The organism is Castellaniella daejeonensis, from assembly GCF_039523555.1.
GTDB classification, from domain to species: domain Bacteria; phylum Pseudomonadota; class Gammaproteobacteria; order Burkholderiales; family Burkholderiaceae_B; genus Castellaniella; species Castellaniella daejeonensis.
The window spans coordinates 102,041-119,563 of sequence record NZ_BAAAFN010000006.1 but is presented as its reverse complement, the minus strand read 5'-3'; the positions used below and the strand labels follow the sequence as shown (position 1 = coordinate 119,563).

Below are 17,523 nucleotides of genomic sequence, written 5' to 3'. Positions count from 1 at the left end.
GAGGTTAGCGGCGTTGCAGCAGTGTCTGTTGGGCCAGGGCGATGTGTTCGGGCTTGGCCATGGCCCGCACCAGATGGGCGGTTTCAACCGCAGCGGTGCGGGTATCGCGAAGCTGGCCCAATTCCGCCACGATCTGGCGCAGCAGCGTCAGTTCTTCCTGGAGGGTGTCTTCGGCAGCCAGGCGGCGGCGGATGTAGTTGGACAGGGACAGGCCGGATAGGGCTGCGGCTTCGCCCAGCCGCGCAGCATGGGATGGGGTCACCCGGATGCGGATGACCTCGGAGAGAGGTTCGTTCATGGTGATCTCCAGGAAGAATGGAGCGATTCGGTCTGGCTACTGCCAGAGGGATAGTTGATCCCATCGTGGCGGGAAGCCCATGGCGCGGGTAGGCGGCTTGTGTTGCTCGATCAGGGCTTTTAGCCGTTGCCTCCAGCTATGGTGCGGGGCGACGATGTCCATGCAGTGCAGCAAGAGCGTCAGCGTGTTGTATAGCTTGCGGGAGCCTGGCTGGAATTGATGCAGCAGGTTTTGGGGCTTGGTCTTTGGAATCAGCGGGGTGATGGTGAATTCCCGGTTCCAGAGGCGGCTATGGTGTGCGCAGGTGTTTCGTACCATCGTCAGGTGGTGCAACCAGGAACCCAAGACCTTCTCATTGACGCCGTAAACTGATGCAATGGCGCTGCGAGTAGGCATGGGCTTGAGGTTGCCATACCAGCGCGAGAGCAGCCCCAGGGACATGACCTCGCAGACGGCCCAGGCCGGGGGTAATTTCTCCGAATACGTTGCCAGCAGGTGTCTGATGAACACTTCGTCGGACCTTTGAACCTCTTTTTCCAGTTTCGTAAGGTCAGATTCCCAGCGGCCTCGGTTTGCGGCCAATCCGGCATCCAGGTACGCATGGGGGCCGTGTCGCTGGGAGACTTGGTAAGCCCATTGGCTGCGGATCGAAACTTCAATGCGCTCTATTGCGTCCAGCACCAGCAGGCGTAGGTTGCGGTCGAACAGATACAGGTTCAGAACGTCCGTGAAACGGGTGCCCGGGATGAAGGTGTGGGGCGTGTGGGTGGCCTCAAAGGGCAACCAATAGGCGCTGAGCCTGTAGTAGTTCAGGTGCTGTAGGTAGAATTCCGCTGCCGCATGGTCATCTACGTCCATCCCGCGCCGTTCGAGGATGGCTACTTGTTCGGCATAGGTAGTTGCCGGTTTGGCGAAGGGAAGAGGATGGCGTGTCACCGCAGGCCCATCCGTGTGCTTATTGCTGTTTCGTGGGCCAGAAATGAGTAACCCGCCGGTTTGAGGGTGTACTTTCGTACATAGCCTTGGCGGGTCTTGTCGCTGCCAATTATACACACTTCGGGTGACGAAAGGAATTTCAATTTTGGGTTCATGAGTGGATCCCCGCAACTTTTCTGAACTGGATGATATTGCTGATCGTGGGCTTGGATGCATGTGAGGGGGACATTCCTGTCTCGCAGGCAATCAGAAAGTCCGCCCACATGGCCAGCGCCTGCCGCCGTTCGGGGATTTCTTCGCGGACATCGTAGATGGCCTCCATACCTTTGAGCGTGTGGTTGAGTGCGATTTCCGAGATTTCCCGAGAAACACCCATGTTTCTCAGGTGCCCCTTGGCGGTTGATCGGGTGTCGTGTGGCGTAAAGTGCCTGATCGGAATGTCCTGGCGGTCAAAGGCACGTTTGAAAGCGGCCCACAGGGTTGTGGTTCCAACGTGGATGTCTCCCTGGTGCTTGCGCCGCCGCCGCTCCTGACGGGCAGGCAGCAGGTAGGTGGATTCGCCGGACAGGTCAATCAGCGCCTCAAACCAGGCGGCAACGACAGGCACGATGGGAACCAAGAAGCCTTTTCTCGTCTTGACCGCCTCATCTGGAATCCACCAGACGCCGCGATCCAGAAACAGGTTCTCTTTTTTGGCGCTCGCCAGTTCGATGCCGCGCACGCAGGTGGCGAGCAGGATACGGAAGGCAAGCGCGTTTTCTATGCCAATGATGTCGATATCCGGCAGCAATGCCCGGAGCTCGTCTTCCTGCAGCATGATGCGTTGGCGAACCGGAGGGCGTGGCCCCATGATGGCCGACAACCGAATTCCTGTGCATGGGTTTGCCGGAATCAGCATCTGGCCGCAGGCATGATCAAAAAGCATGGATGCGGATGTCAGGATACGTTTGCTGACGGTCCAGGTGCGCTTTGCTTCTACGACCATCCCCACGATGTCTATGGATGTGACGGATGAGGTCAGTCGGGAGCCGAGGTGGGGCAGGATGACTTGCTCATAGTCAGACTTTCGATATTCGATTGTGTCTGCAGCGTAATCTGGTTCAACCAGTACCTTGTCCTGATAGTCCTTCACCAGTTCGCGGATGGTCCAATCGGCTCGAACCCGTGTTTTCTCGGATTGTTTGTCTATGGCCGGATCATCACCGCCATCAATGGCAGCACGGTGTTTGCCTGCAAGAATCCTGGCCTCTCGCAATGAGATGTCGGGATAGTTGCCAAGCGTGAGTTCACGCCGCACAGCCTGACCGTTGTGGCGAGTGCCCAGCCGGTAGCGCAGTACCCATGTCGCAGTACCGGAACCAGAAAGCGTAAAAGTCAGTCCGCCGCCATCAGATCGGGCTATGGGTTTGCGTTGCGCCACCCAGTTGCGAAGCTGGATGTCGTTGAGTTTATTCGTTGAATTTGCCAAGACTGCCCCTGGCTAGGTGTTCCTGGGTAGCTAGCGATCTGAATCGCTGCTAGCTACCCACCTAGCTACCCAGAAAGGGTGTGATGTCAGGGGCCATCATGGCATGCCAAGAAACTGAAATTCAAGACGTTGTCGTTAAATAACAGTACGTTAGGAACGTATTGGTGCAACTTGAGACGCTAATCCGAAGTGCAGGTGGCGAGTTTCATGGTGTGGAAGCTTGTTTGGATATCGGTGGCCTGCGGGTGAAGACCACTATGGTATCAGTCGGTTGCCTCGTTCCATTCAGACCGTGCAGGGGACACCGGCTGCCATGGAGCCGTCAGCGCGCCGGCCGATCCACGTCCTGGCCATTTCCTGCCCGATGTCTTCCCGACCCGCGCCGGAGCTTGATGTCGCGGATCTGTCATAGGGTTTTCCATAGGGTTGTCCACCGGGGGTGTGGGTAAGTCCTGCATCGCTCCGGCCGCCAGCCATTCATGCCAGACCGTTGCCTGTTTCATGTCCCCGCATGGTGACTCAACCGAGGTGCTGCCATCGGCGAAGGCAGGGCGGCAGGGTGTCCGCAGTCCTCCCCGCTGTGGTCTTTCAGGCGGAATGTCGCGACCAGGCGGGCCAGGGTGTCGGCCTGTTCCTGCAGGCTGGCCGCGGCGGCGGCCGATTCTTCCACCAGGCTGGCGTTCTGCCGGGTGACGTCGTCCATCTGGGTGACGGCCGAGTTGATTTCCTCGATGCCGGTGGTCTGCTCGCGGCTGGCCGCGCTGATCTCGCCCATGATGTCGGTGACGCGGTGGATGCCGTCGACGATGTCCTGCATCGTGGCGCCGGCGCGCGCGGCCTGCTCGTTGCCCTTGGCGGTCGATTCCACCGAGGTGTCGATCAGGGTCTTGATTTCCTTGGCGGCGCCCGCCGAGCGCTGGGCCAGGGCGCGCACTTCGGAGGCCACCACGGCAAAGCCGCGGCCCTGCTCGCCGGCACGGGCGGCTTCGACGGCGGCGTTCAGGGCCAGGATGTTGGTCTGGAAGGCGATGGAGTCGATCACGCCGATGATGTCGGCCACCTGCTGGGACCTGGCGTTGATCTCGCCCATGGTGGAGACCAGCTCGGCGACGATGGCGCCGCCGTCGGTGGCAGTCCGGCCCGCGGCTGCGGCCAGGGTATTGGCCTGCTGGGCGTTGTCGGCGTTCTGGCGCACGGTGGCGGTGATCTGCTCGGTGGTGGCGGCGGTCTCGGCCAGGGAGCTGGCCTGCTGCTCGGTGCGCGAAGACAGGTCCAGGTTGCCGGCGGTGATCTGGGCCGAGGCCGAGGCGATGGCGTCTGCGCCGCTGCGGACCTGGCTGACGATTTCCGCCAAGTGGTCACGCATGTTGCCCAAGGCAAACAGCAGGCTGGTCCGATCCCGGGAGTTCAGCTGGATCGGTACGGCCAGGTCGCCGGTGGCGATCCGGTTCACGATGTCGGTGGCATAGGCGGGTTCGCCGCCCAGCTGACGCAGCAGCGCCCGGGTGATGAGGAAATTGGCCCAGGCCGCCAGCAGGCTGAGCAGCACGATGCCGCCGCCGAGCAGAAGGCGGGCGCCGGACAGCTGGCTTGCCCGGTCGTCCAGGACGGATTCCAGCTGTGCCAGGGCTGCCTGGTTGAGCAGGTATTGGGCGTCGATGGCCTGGGTGTAGCGGGCGAAGAAGTCGGTGGCCGGAAACCGCATGGTCTGCGTCTGGAGGATTTCCTTCTGAGCCAGTTCGATTGCCTGACGGGCCTCCTGGAGCGCCGTGCGGCCGGGTTCGGTCAGTTCGGCGCCGAGCTCCGGGTACTGCCGGATGGCGCTTTCCAGGGCATCGTTCAGGGCAATGTAGTGTTCTTCGGCGCGGTTGATCAGGACCATGATCCGCAGCCGTTCGGCATCCGAGGCGGTACGGCGCGTCAGCAGGCCCGAACCCATGCCGCGGATCTGCCCGAACAGCTCGGTAAGCATGGGCACCTGGTTCAGCGCCGTGTCGATCAGGTAGTAGCCCTGGGCCTGCGGGTCGAAGCTGAGCCCGTAGTGCTGCAGCAGCAGGGACTTGACCCGGAGCAGACGGGCAATCAGATCGACGTGGGCCTGGAAGTTCTCGGCCGGAGCGAGGCTTTTTTGCGTGACCTGTCCTGCCAATGAAACCCAGTCCTGCAGGACTTCCTTCCAGGCGGACAGCAGCGCCGGTGCCTGGACGTCCTGGCGCAACGCGGCATCCAGCGCTTCGAATGCGCGGTCGGCATCGCCTTGCAGGGTGGCCCGCCGGGCTTCCGCCGACAGGTCGCCGTTGAGCGTGATCATCGACAGGCCGCGGTGCTGCTGGACCAGCTGCAGGGTGTGCATCAGCAGGCGCATGGGCTGCAGGCCGCTGGTCTCCAGCCGGGTGGCCCGGATGGTCTTGCCGGATTCATGCATGTACAGGGTAAAGGGTGCAGCGACCAGCACCACACCGAAGAGCGCCAGGATGGCGAATTTTTGCCAGAGGCGCAGCCGATTGAGGAAGGTATCGAGGGCACTTTGTTTCATGTGGGCGTTCCGTTCGATGCGGCGCCCGGGAAAGGGGCGCCGACGATGGCTCAATTGTCAGGTGATTGTAAAGTTGCGCCGGTGAGGAAAATGAGCCGCCGCCCGCATGACCGGAGAGATTGAAGGGCTATTAATCCAGATCAATAACTTTGAGGAAAAGAGGGCTCGATCTGCGTCTTCGGCGCCACAACCGGGCAGATCGGCCCATCGTCTTCAAGGGCACTCCCGCGCCCCGTGATGGTGTCCGGATGGCGCCGGGGCCTTCCGGATCGGGGAAGCGGCTAGAGCCCCCCGGCGCAGGCGAGCGTCGTGCCCGTCACGTAGGAGGCGGCCGGAGAGGCCAGCCAGACGATGGTTTCGGCGATCTCGGCCGGCTCCGCCAGACGCCCCATCGGGATCCGGGGGGCAACACGGGCGGGACGGTCCGGTTCGCCGGCAGCGGCGTGGATGTCCGTCAGGGTGCTGCCCGGGGCCACGCCGCAGACCCGGATGCCTTCGCCGGCAACTTCCCGGGCCAGGCCCAGGGTGAAGGCTTCGAGCGCGGCCTTGCTGGCGGCATAGTGCACATATTCGCCGGGGCTGCCCGTGCGGGCCGCAACCGAGGAGACATTGACGATCACGCCGCGCGTGCCATGGCGCCTGAAGTTGTCCAGCGCCTCGCGCGCGCACTGCATGGCGCCCAGCACGTTCACCCGGAACACCTGCTCTATGATTTCCTCGGTGGTGTCCTTGAAGGGTCCGATCGGCCCGGTGATTCCGGCATTGTTGATCAGGCCCCGGAGCGGGCCGATCTCGGTTTCGATCGTGTCGAACATCCGCCGGATATCTTCGTTTCGGCCGACGTCTGCCTGGATGACGAAGGCCTTGCGTCCCTCTGTGCGGATGGATTTCGCCACGGAACGGGCCGCGCGTTCGTCGCGGGCGTAGTTCAGGACGATGTCGTATCCCAGGCGCGCGGCGGCCTGTGCCGTCGCGGCGCCTATGCCGCGGCCGGCACCGGTGATGAGCAGCGTGCCGGGTGCGGTGTCGCCGGAGTATCGATCATTCATGGTCTGGGGTTCCTTTGCGGGGTGTGCCTGGGAGGGTTCCGGATGGAGTGCCCTGTGGTGCATGAAAAAGAGGGGTCAGTACCCGGGCGGCATGATTTTCAGCCGCCCTGGGGCGCCCGCCGGCAGGGCGGCGTTCCGCAGCCATTCCAGGGCGTAGGGCCACAGGATGTCGCGGAAGCGTTCGTGGAAGAACGCGAAATGGCCGATCGATTCCAGGCCGATGTCGCGCGGGCTGATGCGCAGGTGGCTGCGCTGGCTGGCGCTGTAGTATTTCAGCAGGCGGTCCAGCGCCGCCTCGGTGCCGAAGGGATCGTCCTCGGTGCCCAGGGCAAGGATCGGTGCGTCGATCGTCCTGAAGTTGCGGGCCAGTTCGATTGCCTGCGGCAGTCCGTCTGCCGTCAGTATGCCCCGGCGGACGGAATCCTCGAAGCGTGGTGCCATGCGTGCCCAGTCCAGCGCCACGCCTTTCGGCGTGTCTTCCATCCAGCCCAGCCTTTTGGCTGGGACGTGGCCCAGCAGTGTCGCCAGGAAGGGCATCAGGACGTGCCATTTCAGGAACATGGACCGCCTTCTTTCCGCCTGATAGTCCCGCCAGTATGCGAATTGGGCGCCCATGGTGAAGATCCGGCGCACGCGCTGCGCCGATGGCGCCAGGCCGATGACGAAGCCGCCGACGGAGTGCCCGATCACGTCGATGGGTTGTTCCGGGAAGTTCAGCCCGGCGTATCGCAGCACGCCTTCGAAGTCGAGCGTTCCCCAGTCGATCCAGTCGGCCTGAAGACGACGCAGGGATCCCCGGCGCGATTCGCCGATGCCGCGGTAGTCGTAGGTCAGGACGTCCCAGCCCTGTGCATGCAGATAGTCGGCGAATCTCGAATAGTACCGGCCGCGCACCGAGGTCGCGGGATTGATGATGGCCACCGGGAGAGGAGCGCTGCCCGATCGCGCATGGCGCCATTGGCAGCCCCCCAGGGGGTAGCCGTCGGCTGCGGGGATGACGATGGTTTCCGGCATGACGTGTTTCAGTGGTGGGTGTCGAGGATTGCACCGATGGCTTCTCCGATCTTGCGGACGGCCCATTCGGTGCGGGGCGTGAAGACCGAGGCGTGGCTCAGGCGCATGCAGTTCCGGTATTTCCCGGCCGCGGAGAAGATGTTGCCGTGCGCGATGACGATGCCGTTTTCCCGCAGCATGGGATCGAGCGCGTGCGTATCGAACGATTCCGGCAATTCGATCCACAGGGTGAAGCCCCCCTTGGGGTGGCTGATCCGCGTCCCTTCGGGAAAATAGCGTCGCACCCATTCGATCATGACGTCGCGCTGGCGCTGGTACTGGCGCCGCATCCGGCGCAGGTGTGCCGGGTAGTGTCCTTTTTGCAGGAACTCGGCAATGGCGATCTGCGGCAATGGCGCGGTCGGGCCGGAACTGGTGTATTTCATGCGCAGCACCTGATCGAAATAACGCCCCGGCGCGATCCAGCCCACCCGCAGTCCCGGTGCCAGGGTCTTGGAAAACGAACTGCACAGCAGGACCCGTCCGTCTTCGTCGAGCGCCTTCAGGGCGTGGGGCCTGGGCCAGCCGTAGACCAGATCGCCGTAGATGTCGTCTTCGATGATGGGCACGTCGAAGCGCTGGGCCAGTCGGATCAGACCCAACCTGCGATGCTCGGGCATGGTGTAGCCAAGCGGGTTGCTGGCGTTGGGAATCACCTGGATGGCCTTGACGGGCCAGCGGTCGAGCGCGAGTTCGAGGGCTTCGAGGCTGATGCCCAGGACCGGATCGGAGGGGATCTCAAAGACCTGGACACCGGCTTCCTTCAGAATCTGCATCATGCCGTGGTAGCTGGGCGAGGCGACAGCGACGATGTCGCCCGGTGCGCACAGGGCACGCACCGCGCACGACAGTGCCTCCTGACAGCCGGTCGTCACGATCAGCGCCTCGGGGCCGGCCCGGTAGCCCGCATCCACGGCCAGGCGGGACAACTGTTCCCTCAGGGCGGGAACCCCCTGCATGTCGTTGTAGTGCAGGCTGGCAATGCCGGCATGGCGGCCTTCTCGTGCCAGCGCCGCCTGAAGGGGCCGCAGGCTGGGGCTTTCGACGTCCGGCATGCCCCGGCCCAACTGGACCGTCTTGCCGTCGCGCTCCAGGTCGAGCAGGTCCTGGACCTGACCCCAGTCCGATACATCGATCGGCCGCAGATTGGGCTTGCCCATACGGGGCAGTTCGGGCGCCGGCCGGGCTATCGGCACATACCAGCCGGAGCGGGGCCGCGCTTCGGCCAGGCCCGACATTTCCAGCCAGCGATAGGCTTGTTGCACGGTCGTCAGGCTGACGCCGTGTTCGATGCTCAGCGCCCGTACGGAAGGCAAGCGGCTGCCGGCTTCATACAGGCCCTGCTCGATGCGGTTGCCGAGGGTGTCGGCGAGACTGAGATAACGGCTCATTGATCGTACCGCGCGAGCGGTGGAATCCGGAGGCGGAGCATCCGTCACTGTAGGGTCTATCAGGTACGGAAAAAAGATACAGATTCAGCGTTTTTTCGAAATTCAGTTCCCTGATTATCCGATGTGTATCGGAAAAACTCATTATGACTGTGTATTCAATACACAGGTCCGATCGGTGAAGATTGTTCCGTCGCCCCAAGGGGGCCGATCTTCCCCTGAACCGGAACATGATGCCCAAGACCGACCTGCTGCTTGCGTCCCTGTATCCGATGCCGGGCCGGGGCTGGCGGTGTGCCCATGTCCGAACCGAACTCGTGGAGACACAGGATGAATGCTCCCATGGTCCCGGCTGCCGCATCCCGCTGGACGATCGTGATTTCCGGCGGAGTCCTCATGGGCCTGTCGCTGGGAATCCGGCATACGCAGGGCCTGTTCATGCAGCCGGTGACATCCGGTCATGGCTGGCCGCTGGAAACCTTTGGGCTGGCCCTGGCCCTGCAGAATCTCGTCTGGGGGCTGGCGCAGCCTGCGACCGGCCTGGTGGCCGACCGCTATGGCTCCGGCAGGGTGTTGTGCTTGGGGGTTCTGGCCTATGGCCTGGGCCTGTACCTGATGGCGCATGCACAGGGGCCCGCCGGTTTCACGGCCGGCAGCGGCGTGCTGATCGGCATTGCCTTGTCGGGCACGGCCTTCGGCACCGTCTATGGCGCCCTGTCCCGCATCTTCGAGCCACCCTGGCGCAGCTGGGCGTTGGCCGTCTCCGGCGCGATCGGAGGCCTGGGGCAGTTCTGCCTGGTGCCTTTCGTCCAGCGCCTGCTCGCCGGCGTGGGTTGGCAGACCACCGCGATCGTCCTCGGACTGCTGATGCTGGCAAGCCTGCCCCTGGCCGTGCCGCTGCGTGCCCGCCCCCGAGGAAAACGGGTCGAGGGGGCAGACCGGCCTGTCGGCGCTTCCGTACGGGACGCCTGGCGCCACCGGGGATTCTGGCTGCTGAACCTGGGCTTCTTTGCCTGCGGTTTCCAGCTGGCCTTCATCGCGACCCACCTGCCTGCCTACCTGCTGGGGCATGGGCTGAGCCTGGAGCAGGCCGGCACGGCGCTGGCACTGATCGCACTGGCCAATATCTTCGGTACCTACGCCTGCAGCCGGTCGGCCGGAATCTGGCGCATCAAGCACCTGCTGGCCGGCCTGTATGCGGTCCGGGTGGCGGCCATGCTGCTGTTCCTGGCAGTGCCGGTCACAGCGGCAAGCGCGTATGCCTTTGCCCTGGTCATGGGGTTCCTGTGGCTGGGCACCGCTCCGATGACCAATGAACTAGTGCTGCGGATGTTCGGGCTGCGCTACATCGCAACCTTGTTCGGCATCGTGTTCCTGGGTCATCAGGTCGGCGGTTTCTTCGGCGTATGGCTGGGTGCGTGGGTTTACGACCATACGCATTCCTACGAATGGCTCTGGATCGGTTCGATCGCCATCGGATGTGTAGCCGCCCTTGCGCACTGGCTGATCGACGATACGCCCTTGGCGGTGTCCGAGGGATCCACGCTGCGAATGGCAAGGCCATGAGGAATGCGGCGTGGCGGGGCGTGCCTGGGCGCGCCCTGGCGGTGGGGGCGGGCGCATGGGCCCTGGGCTGGATATTGCAGGCGTGGCGGGACACCGACGTGCTGTTCGCAATCGTCAACGGGATTTATGGATGCGGATGATGAATGACACTTTCGAATTGACGCAGCCGGCCGTCGCCGGCCGCACCCTGGCCGATCGGCTTCCGGACATCCTTCGGCACCTGGTGCGCCGGATGGGCAACCGCCGGGCCCTGCGGCACCTGCTGGAGCTGGACGACTACCTGCTCGAGGACATGGGCTTGAGCCGCGACTGGTACATCGCCGAGCGGCGCAGGCTGGGCATCCAGCCTGGCTTCATGGACATGAGCGGCCGTTGCCTGGTGCGCAGCGGCACCCGGCATGCGCGCGGGCCGCACGATGGCCTCTGGTAGGCGATGCGGCATCTGTTGCCAGGTGCGGGGAACAGCCGGGCGGTGGCGCGGCAAACAGCAAAAAACAAAACGCCCGACAGAGAACTGTCAGGCGTGGTGTTTGGTGGGACGAGGACTACCAAACTGTTGCTGAAAACCCGCTTATAGAGCAGATTTTAATAGTTTTATCTATCAAGTTACCGACAAAGTTACCGTCACTTGTGCTATTGTTGCCTTGATAATGCCTTGTCGGATTGCATGAGACAAACTCGGACGGATCTGAGCTTGCCGACTGTTCCTCGACGCGGTGTGCTTGTTCTGCTGCTCCCAGGTGGCCCCATTCGGCCAACCGCTGCTGGTTACCTTCGGTGCATCAGTTGGCACCAAGGGATTCTCCAATAGGCTCAGAGTGAAGAGGTGAGGCGGCATGATGCCCGATGACATCATCGATCTGTGCTGGTTCACCTTTCACCACATCCCAGCACCAGACGCCAAAACCACCGCGTGCATTGACCGCCCGAACCCAGGCGTCCAGCGCCAGTCGTTTCTTGCGGTTCTGATCTGAGTCTTCGCCCTTGATTTCCAGTACCAGCATTTTTCCGTTGGCCAGGCGTATCAGGTAGTCTGGAACGTACTTGCGTTTGCTGCCACGCCAGAGGTAATAGATCTGAAAGCCTAAGTGGTCGTTCTTGGCGTACGCAGTGACGTCCTGTCTGGCTTCTAGTCGTTTGGCTGCGTAATCCTCCCACGTGCTGTCAGTGACAGCGTGGCTGATTTGAGATTTTGTTGTTTCGGTGCACGGCTTGGTGGTGTACCAAGTACGCATCAATCTGGTCGAACCGATCGGAAATTCCGGATCAAATACGGGCTCCAGCCGTTCGCTATTTTGCTGCTCGATCAGCGATGCAACATGCTGAACAATATTGTCCATGGATAGCGCAATCAGGATCCGTTTGCGCAGAGGGTCTTGATGAAACAGGGACGGAATATGAAGGTGATCAGAATTGAAAAAGCGTTCTACCAGGCGGACTAACTGTTGCACCAGCAGCTCGCGACCTCCGACAAACTTCCCTCCCAAGCTCTCCATGGCCTTGCGGGCAGCCATGAATAACAATCGTTGCTGACGAAAGCCCTCGGGGATTTTTTCCAGATCAATCGGGACGGCTTTGGACATATCGGCAGCTCCGCCCAAGGCAGGGGCCAGGTCGGCAGTGACCGGAATCTGAGCCGGATCAATGTTCAATTGCAACGCAGCGCGATTGTTCCAATCGATCGTCAGTTCACGGCGCAAGACGGTGTCTACACGCAGTACGTTGGGCCAACTGATCTCAAGCTCGGCTCGATCAGCAAGGGATTCGACTTGAATGCTGGGCTTCGGTGGAGGGGGCGCGTCACCGCTATCGTCTACATCCTGGAAGATGGAGAGCGGGACGCCAAAGACATTAACGAACTCTGGTTTGAACAGATCGCGTACCTGGCCGTCTGGGCATTGCACAGGCTCGGTGTCGTAGGATACGCGTCGCAGCCCACGGCCAATGACCTGTTCGCACAGGAGCTGGCTAGTAAACGCGCGCAACCCCATGATGTGGGTGACGTTCTTGGCATCCCAGCCTTCGGACAGCATGGCGACGGAAATGACATTCTGTAGATCCTGGCCTGCCGTGCCTCTTTTGCCCACATTGTCGATGATGGCACGGAGCAGTTCCTCTTTTTTCAGTGGCCGCAGGCGTGCTTTGATCGTTTCTGGGATGTTGGCGGACTCAAGAATATCGCGTAGGACTTCTTCGTAGGCTTTGTCAGCCGTGGTAGATTCCCCGCTTTCGGCTTTGTCCAGGACTTTCGAATCCACCCGCAGTGTACGAGCGGGGGCCTGCAATTCAGGCCAATGGGCATCGCCCTGACGGAAATAGTGCTCAAGCCGTGCAGCGGTTTCGGTCCGATTGCAGACCGTCAGCATGACGGGAGGAGAAACATGCCCCGCTGCTTGCCATGCTGCATAGGCCTCGCGCCAGTCAGCCCCTAGCAACGTATAGGCCTGTTGTACCAGCTGAGGAAGTGCCTCATGGGGTTCCGCCCCACGCCGGTTCAGATCTTCTTGGACTTCAGGTTCGCGGTACAGGTGGTATAGCTTGCTGCGATACGTTTTGGCATTGGGCAACGCGTTGTCTCGGATGACGACGCGTGGCGTTTTGACCAGGCCCGCCTCAATGGCATCGTTCAAGCCAAAGTCAGAGACGACCCAATCGAACAGCGCAGTTTCCGTGCTGGTTTTTCCGGTGGGGGCGAAGGGGGTAGCCGACAGATCAAAACAATGACTGATGCGGCGCATCTTGTGGATACGATCAAGTCCTTCGATCCAGCGTGTGGCATCGTCCAAGTTGATACCGAGCGCTTCTGCTTCCTTCTTGCTGACTTTGGCTTCGGGTCTATTGCGATAGGCGTGATGGGCCTCATCATTGATGATGACGATGTCTTTGTAGTTTGCCAGTGCACCTAGGACGCGACGTACATAGGCTTCGTCGCTTTCGGCCCCCTTTTTGACAACAGACCTTGCGACATCTTTGAGCGGCATCAGACTGTGCCAGTTATCGATCAGCAAGACAGCTTGGTTCAGTTTCTGTCGCAGTGCTTCGTTGGGGCAGATGGAAAACTGGTCGTAGTAATTTGCAGGATGTCCTGGTTGCAGCACTTGGAGCCGTTCTTTGACGGTCAAGCCTGGTGCCACGATAAAGATGGCGCGCGAAAAATCCTTGTTGCGTTTGGGGTAGGTCAGTGCATTGAGCACCTGCCAGGCGATGATCATGGCCATGACCGTCGTTTTGCCGGTACCCGTTGCCATCTTGTTGCACAGGCGCTCCCAGGCTCCACCGTCTCCAGGAATGGCAATCCCCTGTTTGTATTCTGCGGGAGATTCGATGTGCCAGATCAGGGTCTCGATGGCTTCCAGCTGGCAGAAATAGAACGTGTACTGGCGGGCGCTGCTATCGTGCCAGTGCTCCAACAGTTGGCGAGTAATGGCCGTGACTCCTGGGTAATCAGCTTGACGCCAAGCAGACACCCGTTCCCGGATCCGGTTGACTAGATCCAGCTCGACTCCGCGTACCGTATTGTTCCTGGTATCAAAAATTTCATAGCCAGCAGGCCGACGCCCAAATGCCAGCTTGAGCTTATTGTCGGACTCCCGAACCCAGTGGTGCGTGGGTGCCTCAAAAGGGGAACTGATGATAAGGGACGGATGTGCCATGACCAATCCTCCCTCAATCCAGCGGAATGACTTTCAAGGACTCGATGCCTCGGTCGTCCACGATCTTGACTGCGATCTTGCGGTTATCTCCTGCCTGGAAGGGGAGACTGACCGTGCCGTGGAACGTGTCCAGGCGGGCTTCATCCAGTTCTGCCCGGATGCTTTTCTTGAGCTTTTCCCACCCCTCACCGCGTCCCGCCATGGGGAAGAAGACTTGGCGTGGAAACAGACTCCGCTCATCGTAATCAGTGTCTAGTGCCCACATGGCAATTTTCTTTTTGCCACCGGAAATCAGTTCGCCCTTGACGGTATCGAAGTAGTCGAAGCCGTGGACCTCCACTACATACTGGTCGCCCTTGACCTTGCGCACCTCCACTTCGGGCTGGCCCATCAGCCAGAAGCTCTGGTTGTGGGCACGCGCTTTACGCAGGTCATCCGTGAGTAGATCGGTATTCATCTGCGCTTTTAGTGCTGTGATGCCTCGCAAGGCATCAATGTCCTTCGCCGCTTCGGGGTCAAAGGCGAAGGCGCAGAACACGATCATCTTGGGGAGCGGGAACAGGTTGCCCGCTTCGGTCAGCGCATTGGTAACCTGACGCTGTTCCAACGCTCCGTATTCCGGGCCGAAACTGACCACCACGCGCTCACCTGAGTCCAGGTGGCCGGTGGCATGCAGATGTTTCATGCCGTCGTCCGTGGGTAGTGGCTCCAGGTCTGCAAAATTCAGTTTCTGTCCGCCCTTGCCACGAATGCCAGTTTTCAGCAGTTCATCTCGCCATTGATGCTGACGGCCGGATTCGCCCGTGCGGGCGATGCTGGTGTCGGCTTCTGGCGGGCCATCAGCTTCGTCCAGTGACTTGACACTGGGGAAGGGGACGGCTTCTACCGTGAAGGGGCCTGTAATGCGCAGTTTGTCGCGGGCAATGGTCGGCTGGTCGTACAGGGTTTCCTGGTCCGCATGTGCGCTGATGCTGGCGTCCATCTGGGCTTGCATGGCTTGTCTGTTCGAATGGAATGCAGCCAGTGCTTCTTGTGCAGTAGAGTGCCAGCCTTCCGGGCAGTCGAAAGGAACCTCCCATTCAAACAAAGCATCGCCCTGGGAGAAATCCAATTCTTGGCCTTTGCGGCCGCCTTCAGTGATAGTAAAGACAGGTGCCCCTGCCGTGTGCAGGGCTTGGTTCAGTTTTGCTAGGGAGGCTTCGATAGCCGGATGCTTCTTCTCGTAGATGGTGTCGATTTCCGGGTTGTTCGCAATCGACTTCAGGGTGATGTGCGGTACGGTCTTATAGACGAAGCCGCCTTTGAGGCCTTCCTGTGGGTATTTCAGATCGAAGTAATCGTAGCTGGCCGTCATCAGACGCTGTTTGGCCAGCGTGACCGCCACGCGCGATGTGTCGCAGGTGATCCATCGGCGGCCCCATTTTTCGGCGACAAAGGCCGTCGTCCCAGAGCCGCATGTGGGGTCTAGGACTAGGTCACCAGGGTCAGTGGTCATCAGGAGGCAGCGTTCGATGACTTTTTCATTGGTTTGGACTACGTAGATTTTTCCCATGCCGCTGCCAGTGGCGGTATCGAGCCACACATTTGAAAGGTATGAGGCTGGAAAATCATACAGGTAGCGGATGCTATCGGTCCCACTATTCGCTATCCGGCCGGATTTTCGCAAGCGTTCAAGGTTCTCTGGGGGGAACCCCCACCATCTACTGCCACTGGTGATTTCTCTTCCTTGAAACTCGTAAGAATATTTTTGCCCTGGACCAGGTTTTGTCATTAGTACGTATCGAAGGGGGCGTACCTTTGACAAATCATCGTTGTTTTTTAGTGGACGAATTTTCCCATTGGCTTCTTGGGTTAACCTATAAGCTCCTATATCCTCAATAGGATCCTTTTCAAGGAAGAGCTGGTGATATTTGACTTGACTTTTGTTTTTGCAATACCACAGTATGTAATCGTTGCGCCTAGGAAGGCCTACAGAACCAAGTGCGCCAGCTTTTATGAAAATAATATCGGCCATAAAGTTGCTTTCACCGATTATTTCATCTAGCAACTCCCGGACGTGGTGTACATTTTCTTCTGAAATCTGCACAAACACGCTTCCTGTTTCATTTAAAAGCTCCCGTGCCAGCAACAGTCGATCCCGCAGATACGTCAGATACGAGTGAATCCCTAATTCCCAGGTATCCCGGAAGGCCTTGATCATTTCTGGTTCTTGAGTCAGGTCCTCGTCCTTGCGGTCCTTGACGTCCCGCTTGCCGACAAAGGGCTGAAAGTTGCTGCCGTACTTGATGCCGTAGGGCGGGTCGATATAAATCATCTGCACCCGGCCAGCCATGTTTTCCTTTTGCAGCAAGCTGTTCATGACCAGCAGGCTGTCGCCGGAAATCAATCGATTGGCCCAGCCACGTTCGTGACGGTAAAAATCAATGGCATCGCGCAGCGGCAGATTTTCAAAGGGAGCATCGAACAGTCCTGGCTGCAGCGCTTTGGCGGCTCCTTGACTCTTGGCTTTCCCGGTCATGGCCTTGCGCACGGCGGCCAGGATGCTGGCTGGGTCAATACGTTCGTGGACATGCAGGCTGACGGTATCGATGTCGAAATTGGTGCGTTCTGCCTTGCCTGCCCAGTTCAGATAGGGGCTTTGCTGGCGTTTCAGCTCTTCCAGGGCTGCACGCATCTGATCGGTGTCGCCCGAGGCCAGTGCATCGTCAATCAGGCGTTCGATCTGGCTGCGCTGCGGGACAAAATGCAGCGCAGGATCCAGATGAGGGTCATACGCCCATTTTGTCTTGCCTTCTTCAGGATCCGTTGCGGGGGTCACCATGCCTACCTCGGGGTTGTTCACGCGCTTGTCGGCGTGGCGGTAGGATAGGATCTGGGCTTCGTCGGCAGTAGTCCGACTGTTACGGACGGTCGATTTTGTCCTGCGAGGTGCGGGGGGCGTGGTTTCATCGTCGGGATCGGGTGCCTGTTGTGTTTCCAACAGGAATCCGTCGTGATCGGCCTTGTCCACACTGTCGGTATTGGTGGGGAAGGCCAACCGCACAGAACCACCTCGACCTTGTCCTTTGACCAACAGGCCATTGGCGATCAGGGCAGCATGGGCTTGCCAGTAGGCATCGTCGGACAGCGTAGTACCGTCCTGGAGCTTTGCCTCAATCGCTCGGCGCAATGCCGTGTTTCCAATGGTGGTGCCATCATTGGGTACCAGGGATAGCATCAGATCGCGCAGTTGGTCTTGGTCTAGTGATGAAGCGGACACGGCGAATTGACTCCTGTTGGGTTAATGCCCTGGGATATTTTGTTACCTGCGAAGTCTAGCAGATGTCCTCCCGTCGAATGCAAGCAGTAGGGGGCTAGTACTACCTCCCGTTCTCCGCCATAAAGCCAGAATTCCAGATTTTTTCAGCCCTATATCACCTAAGTGAGCATCAGGCTGGATGCGGCCAGACGAAATCCATGCCTGCATTTTGATCATCAGAGGTAACTATGACCCAACGTTTTATCCATTTATGCCCTGCATGTGGCTCCAGTCGCATCCTCACACGTGATTGCGCCAAACGATGCGGTGCAGCTATT

At 60.2% G+C, this 17,523-nt stretch carries 11 protein-coding genes; 2 read left to right on the top strand and 9 right to left on the bottom strand.

What is annotated here, in order from left to right:
* Nucleotides 1-4 precede the first annotated feature (4 nt).
* The 7 genes from ABD022_RS02445 to ABD022_RS02415 form a co-directional block, all read right to left on the bottom strand.
* On the bottom strand, nucleotides 5-298 hold the full coding sequence (locus ABD022_RS02445; protein ID WP_343819859.1) for a plasmid mobilization protein: 294 nt from the start codon (nucleotides 296-298) through the stop codon (nucleotides 5-7).
* A 36-nt stretch (nucleotides 299-334) separates the two neighbouring features.
* Nucleotides 335-1,234 (bottom strand): Abi family protein, encoded by a 900-nt coding sequence (locus ABD022_RS02440; protein ID WP_343819857.1) that lies wholly within the window; start codon nucleotides 1,232-1,234, stop codon nucleotides 335-337.
* Nucleotides 1,235-1,385: 151 nt separating this feature from the next.
* Complete coding sequence (locus ABD022_RS02435; RefSeq protein ID WP_343819856.1) at nucleotides 1,386-2,702, bottom strand: tyrosine-type recombinase/integrase; 1,317 nt, start codon at nucleotides 2,700-2,702, stop codon at nucleotides 1,386-1,388.
* 499 nt (nucleotides 2,703-3,201) lie between these two features.
* Nucleotides 3,202-5,238 carry a methyl-accepting chemotaxis protein gene (locus tag ABD022_RS02430; protein WP_343819854.1) on the bottom strand — a complete coding sequence of 679 codons (2,037 nt, stop codon included), beginning with the start codon at nucleotides 5,236-5,238 and terminating at the stop codon, nucleotides 3,202-3,204.
* A gap of 281 nt (nucleotides 5,239-5,519) precedes the next feature.
* Nucleotides 5,520-6,287: an SDR family NAD(P)-dependent oxidoreductase gene (locus tag ABD022_RS02425; RefSeq protein WP_343819852.1), complete on the bottom strand. Its 768-nt coding sequence runs from the start codon at nucleotides 6,285-6,287 to the stop codon at nucleotides 5,520-5,522.
* Nucleotides 6,288-6,362: 75 nt separating this feature from the next.
* Nucleotides 6,363-7,301 (bottom strand): alpha/beta hydrolase family protein, encoded by a 939-nt coding sequence (locus ABD022_RS02420; RefSeq protein ID WP_343819851.1) that lies wholly within the window; start codon nucleotides 7,299-7,301, stop codon nucleotides 6,363-6,365.
* 8 nt (nucleotides 7,302-7,309) lie between these two features.
* Entirely contained in the window at nucleotides 7,310-8,731 is a 1,422-nt protein-coding gene (locus tag ABD022_RS02415) for an aminotransferase-like domain-containing protein (RefSeq protein ID WP_325124986.1), read from the bottom strand.
* A 327-nt stretch (nucleotides 8,732-9,058) separates the two neighbouring features.
* On the opposite strand from ABD022_RS02415, the gene ABD022_RS02410 reads away from it, so the two are divergent.
* Together ABD022_RS02410 and ABD022_RS02405 are read left to right on the top strand one after the other, a co-directional pair.
* The gene (locus tag ABD022_RS02410; protein ID WP_425545192.1) at nucleotides 9,059-10,294 is read left to right on the top strand and encodes an MFS transporter; all 1,236 of its coding nucleotides are present in this window, start codon (nucleotides 9,059-9,061) and stop codon (nucleotides 10,292-10,294) included.
* A gap of 139 nt (nucleotides 10,295-10,433) precedes the next feature.
* Nucleotides 10,434-10,724, top strand: a complete 291-nt coding sequence (locus tag ABD022_RS02405) for a YjiS-like domain-containing protein (RefSeq protein WP_325124984.1) — start codon at nucleotides 10,434-10,436, stop codon at nucleotides 10,722-10,724.
* A 352-nt stretch (nucleotides 10,725-11,076) separates the two neighbouring features.
* Here the strand turns inward: ABD022_RS02405 and ABD022_RS02400 are convergent, their stop codons facing one another.
* On the bottom strand, nucleotides 11,077-13,947 hold the full coding sequence (locus ABD022_RS02400) for a BPTD_3080 family restriction endonuclease (protein ID WP_343819850.1): 2,871 nt from the start codon (nucleotides 13,945-13,947) through the stop codon (nucleotides 11,077-11,079).
* Nucleotides 13,948-13,960: 13 nt separating this feature from the next.
* Nucleotides 13,961-17,206 carry a site-specific DNA-methyltransferase gene (locus tag ABD022_RS02395; protein WP_343819848.1) on the bottom strand — a complete coding sequence of 1,082 codons (3,246 nt, stop codon included), beginning with the start codon at nucleotides 17,204-17,206 and terminating at the stop codon, nucleotides 13,961-13,963.
* Between the last annotated feature and the right edge of the window lie 317 nt (nucleotides 17,207-17,523).

What these genes read in the sequence shown, in the direction of transcription:
- ABD022_RS02420 (WP_343819851.1), bottom strand. Translation starts at nt 7,301, where the DNA reads ATGCCGGAAACCATCGTCATCCCCGCAGCCGACGGCTACCCCCTGGGG.
- ABD022_RS02410 (WP_425545192.1), top strand. Translation starts at nt 9,059, where the DNA reads ATGAATGCTCCCATGGTCCCGGCTGCCGCATCCCGCTGGACGATCGTG.
- ABD022_RS02425 (WP_343819852.1), bottom strand. Translation starts at nt 6,287, where the DNA reads ATGAATGATCGATACTCCGGCGACACCGCACCCGGCACGCTGCTCATC.
- ABD022_RS02445 (WP_343819859.1), bottom strand. Translation starts at nt 298, where the DNA reads ATGAACGAACCTCTCTCCGAGGTCATCCGCATCCGGGTGACCCCATCC.
- ABD022_RS02430 (WP_343819854.1), bottom strand. Translation starts at nt 5,238, where the DNA reads ATGAAACAAAGTGCCCTCGATACCTTCCTCAATCGGCTGCGCCTCTGG.
- ABD022_RS02415 (WP_325124986.1), bottom strand. Translation starts at nt 8,731, where the DNA reads ATGAGCCGTTATCTCAGTCTCGCCGACACCCTCGGCAACCGCATCGAG.
- ABD022_RS02405 (WP_325124984.1), top strand. Translation starts at nt 10,434, where the DNA reads ATGAATGACACTTTCGAATTGACGCAGCCGGCCGTCGCCGGCCGCACC.
- ABD022_RS02400 (WP_343819850.1), bottom strand. Translation starts at nt 13,947, where the DNA reads ATGGCACATCCGTCCCTTATCATCAGTTCCCCTTTTGAGGCACCCACG.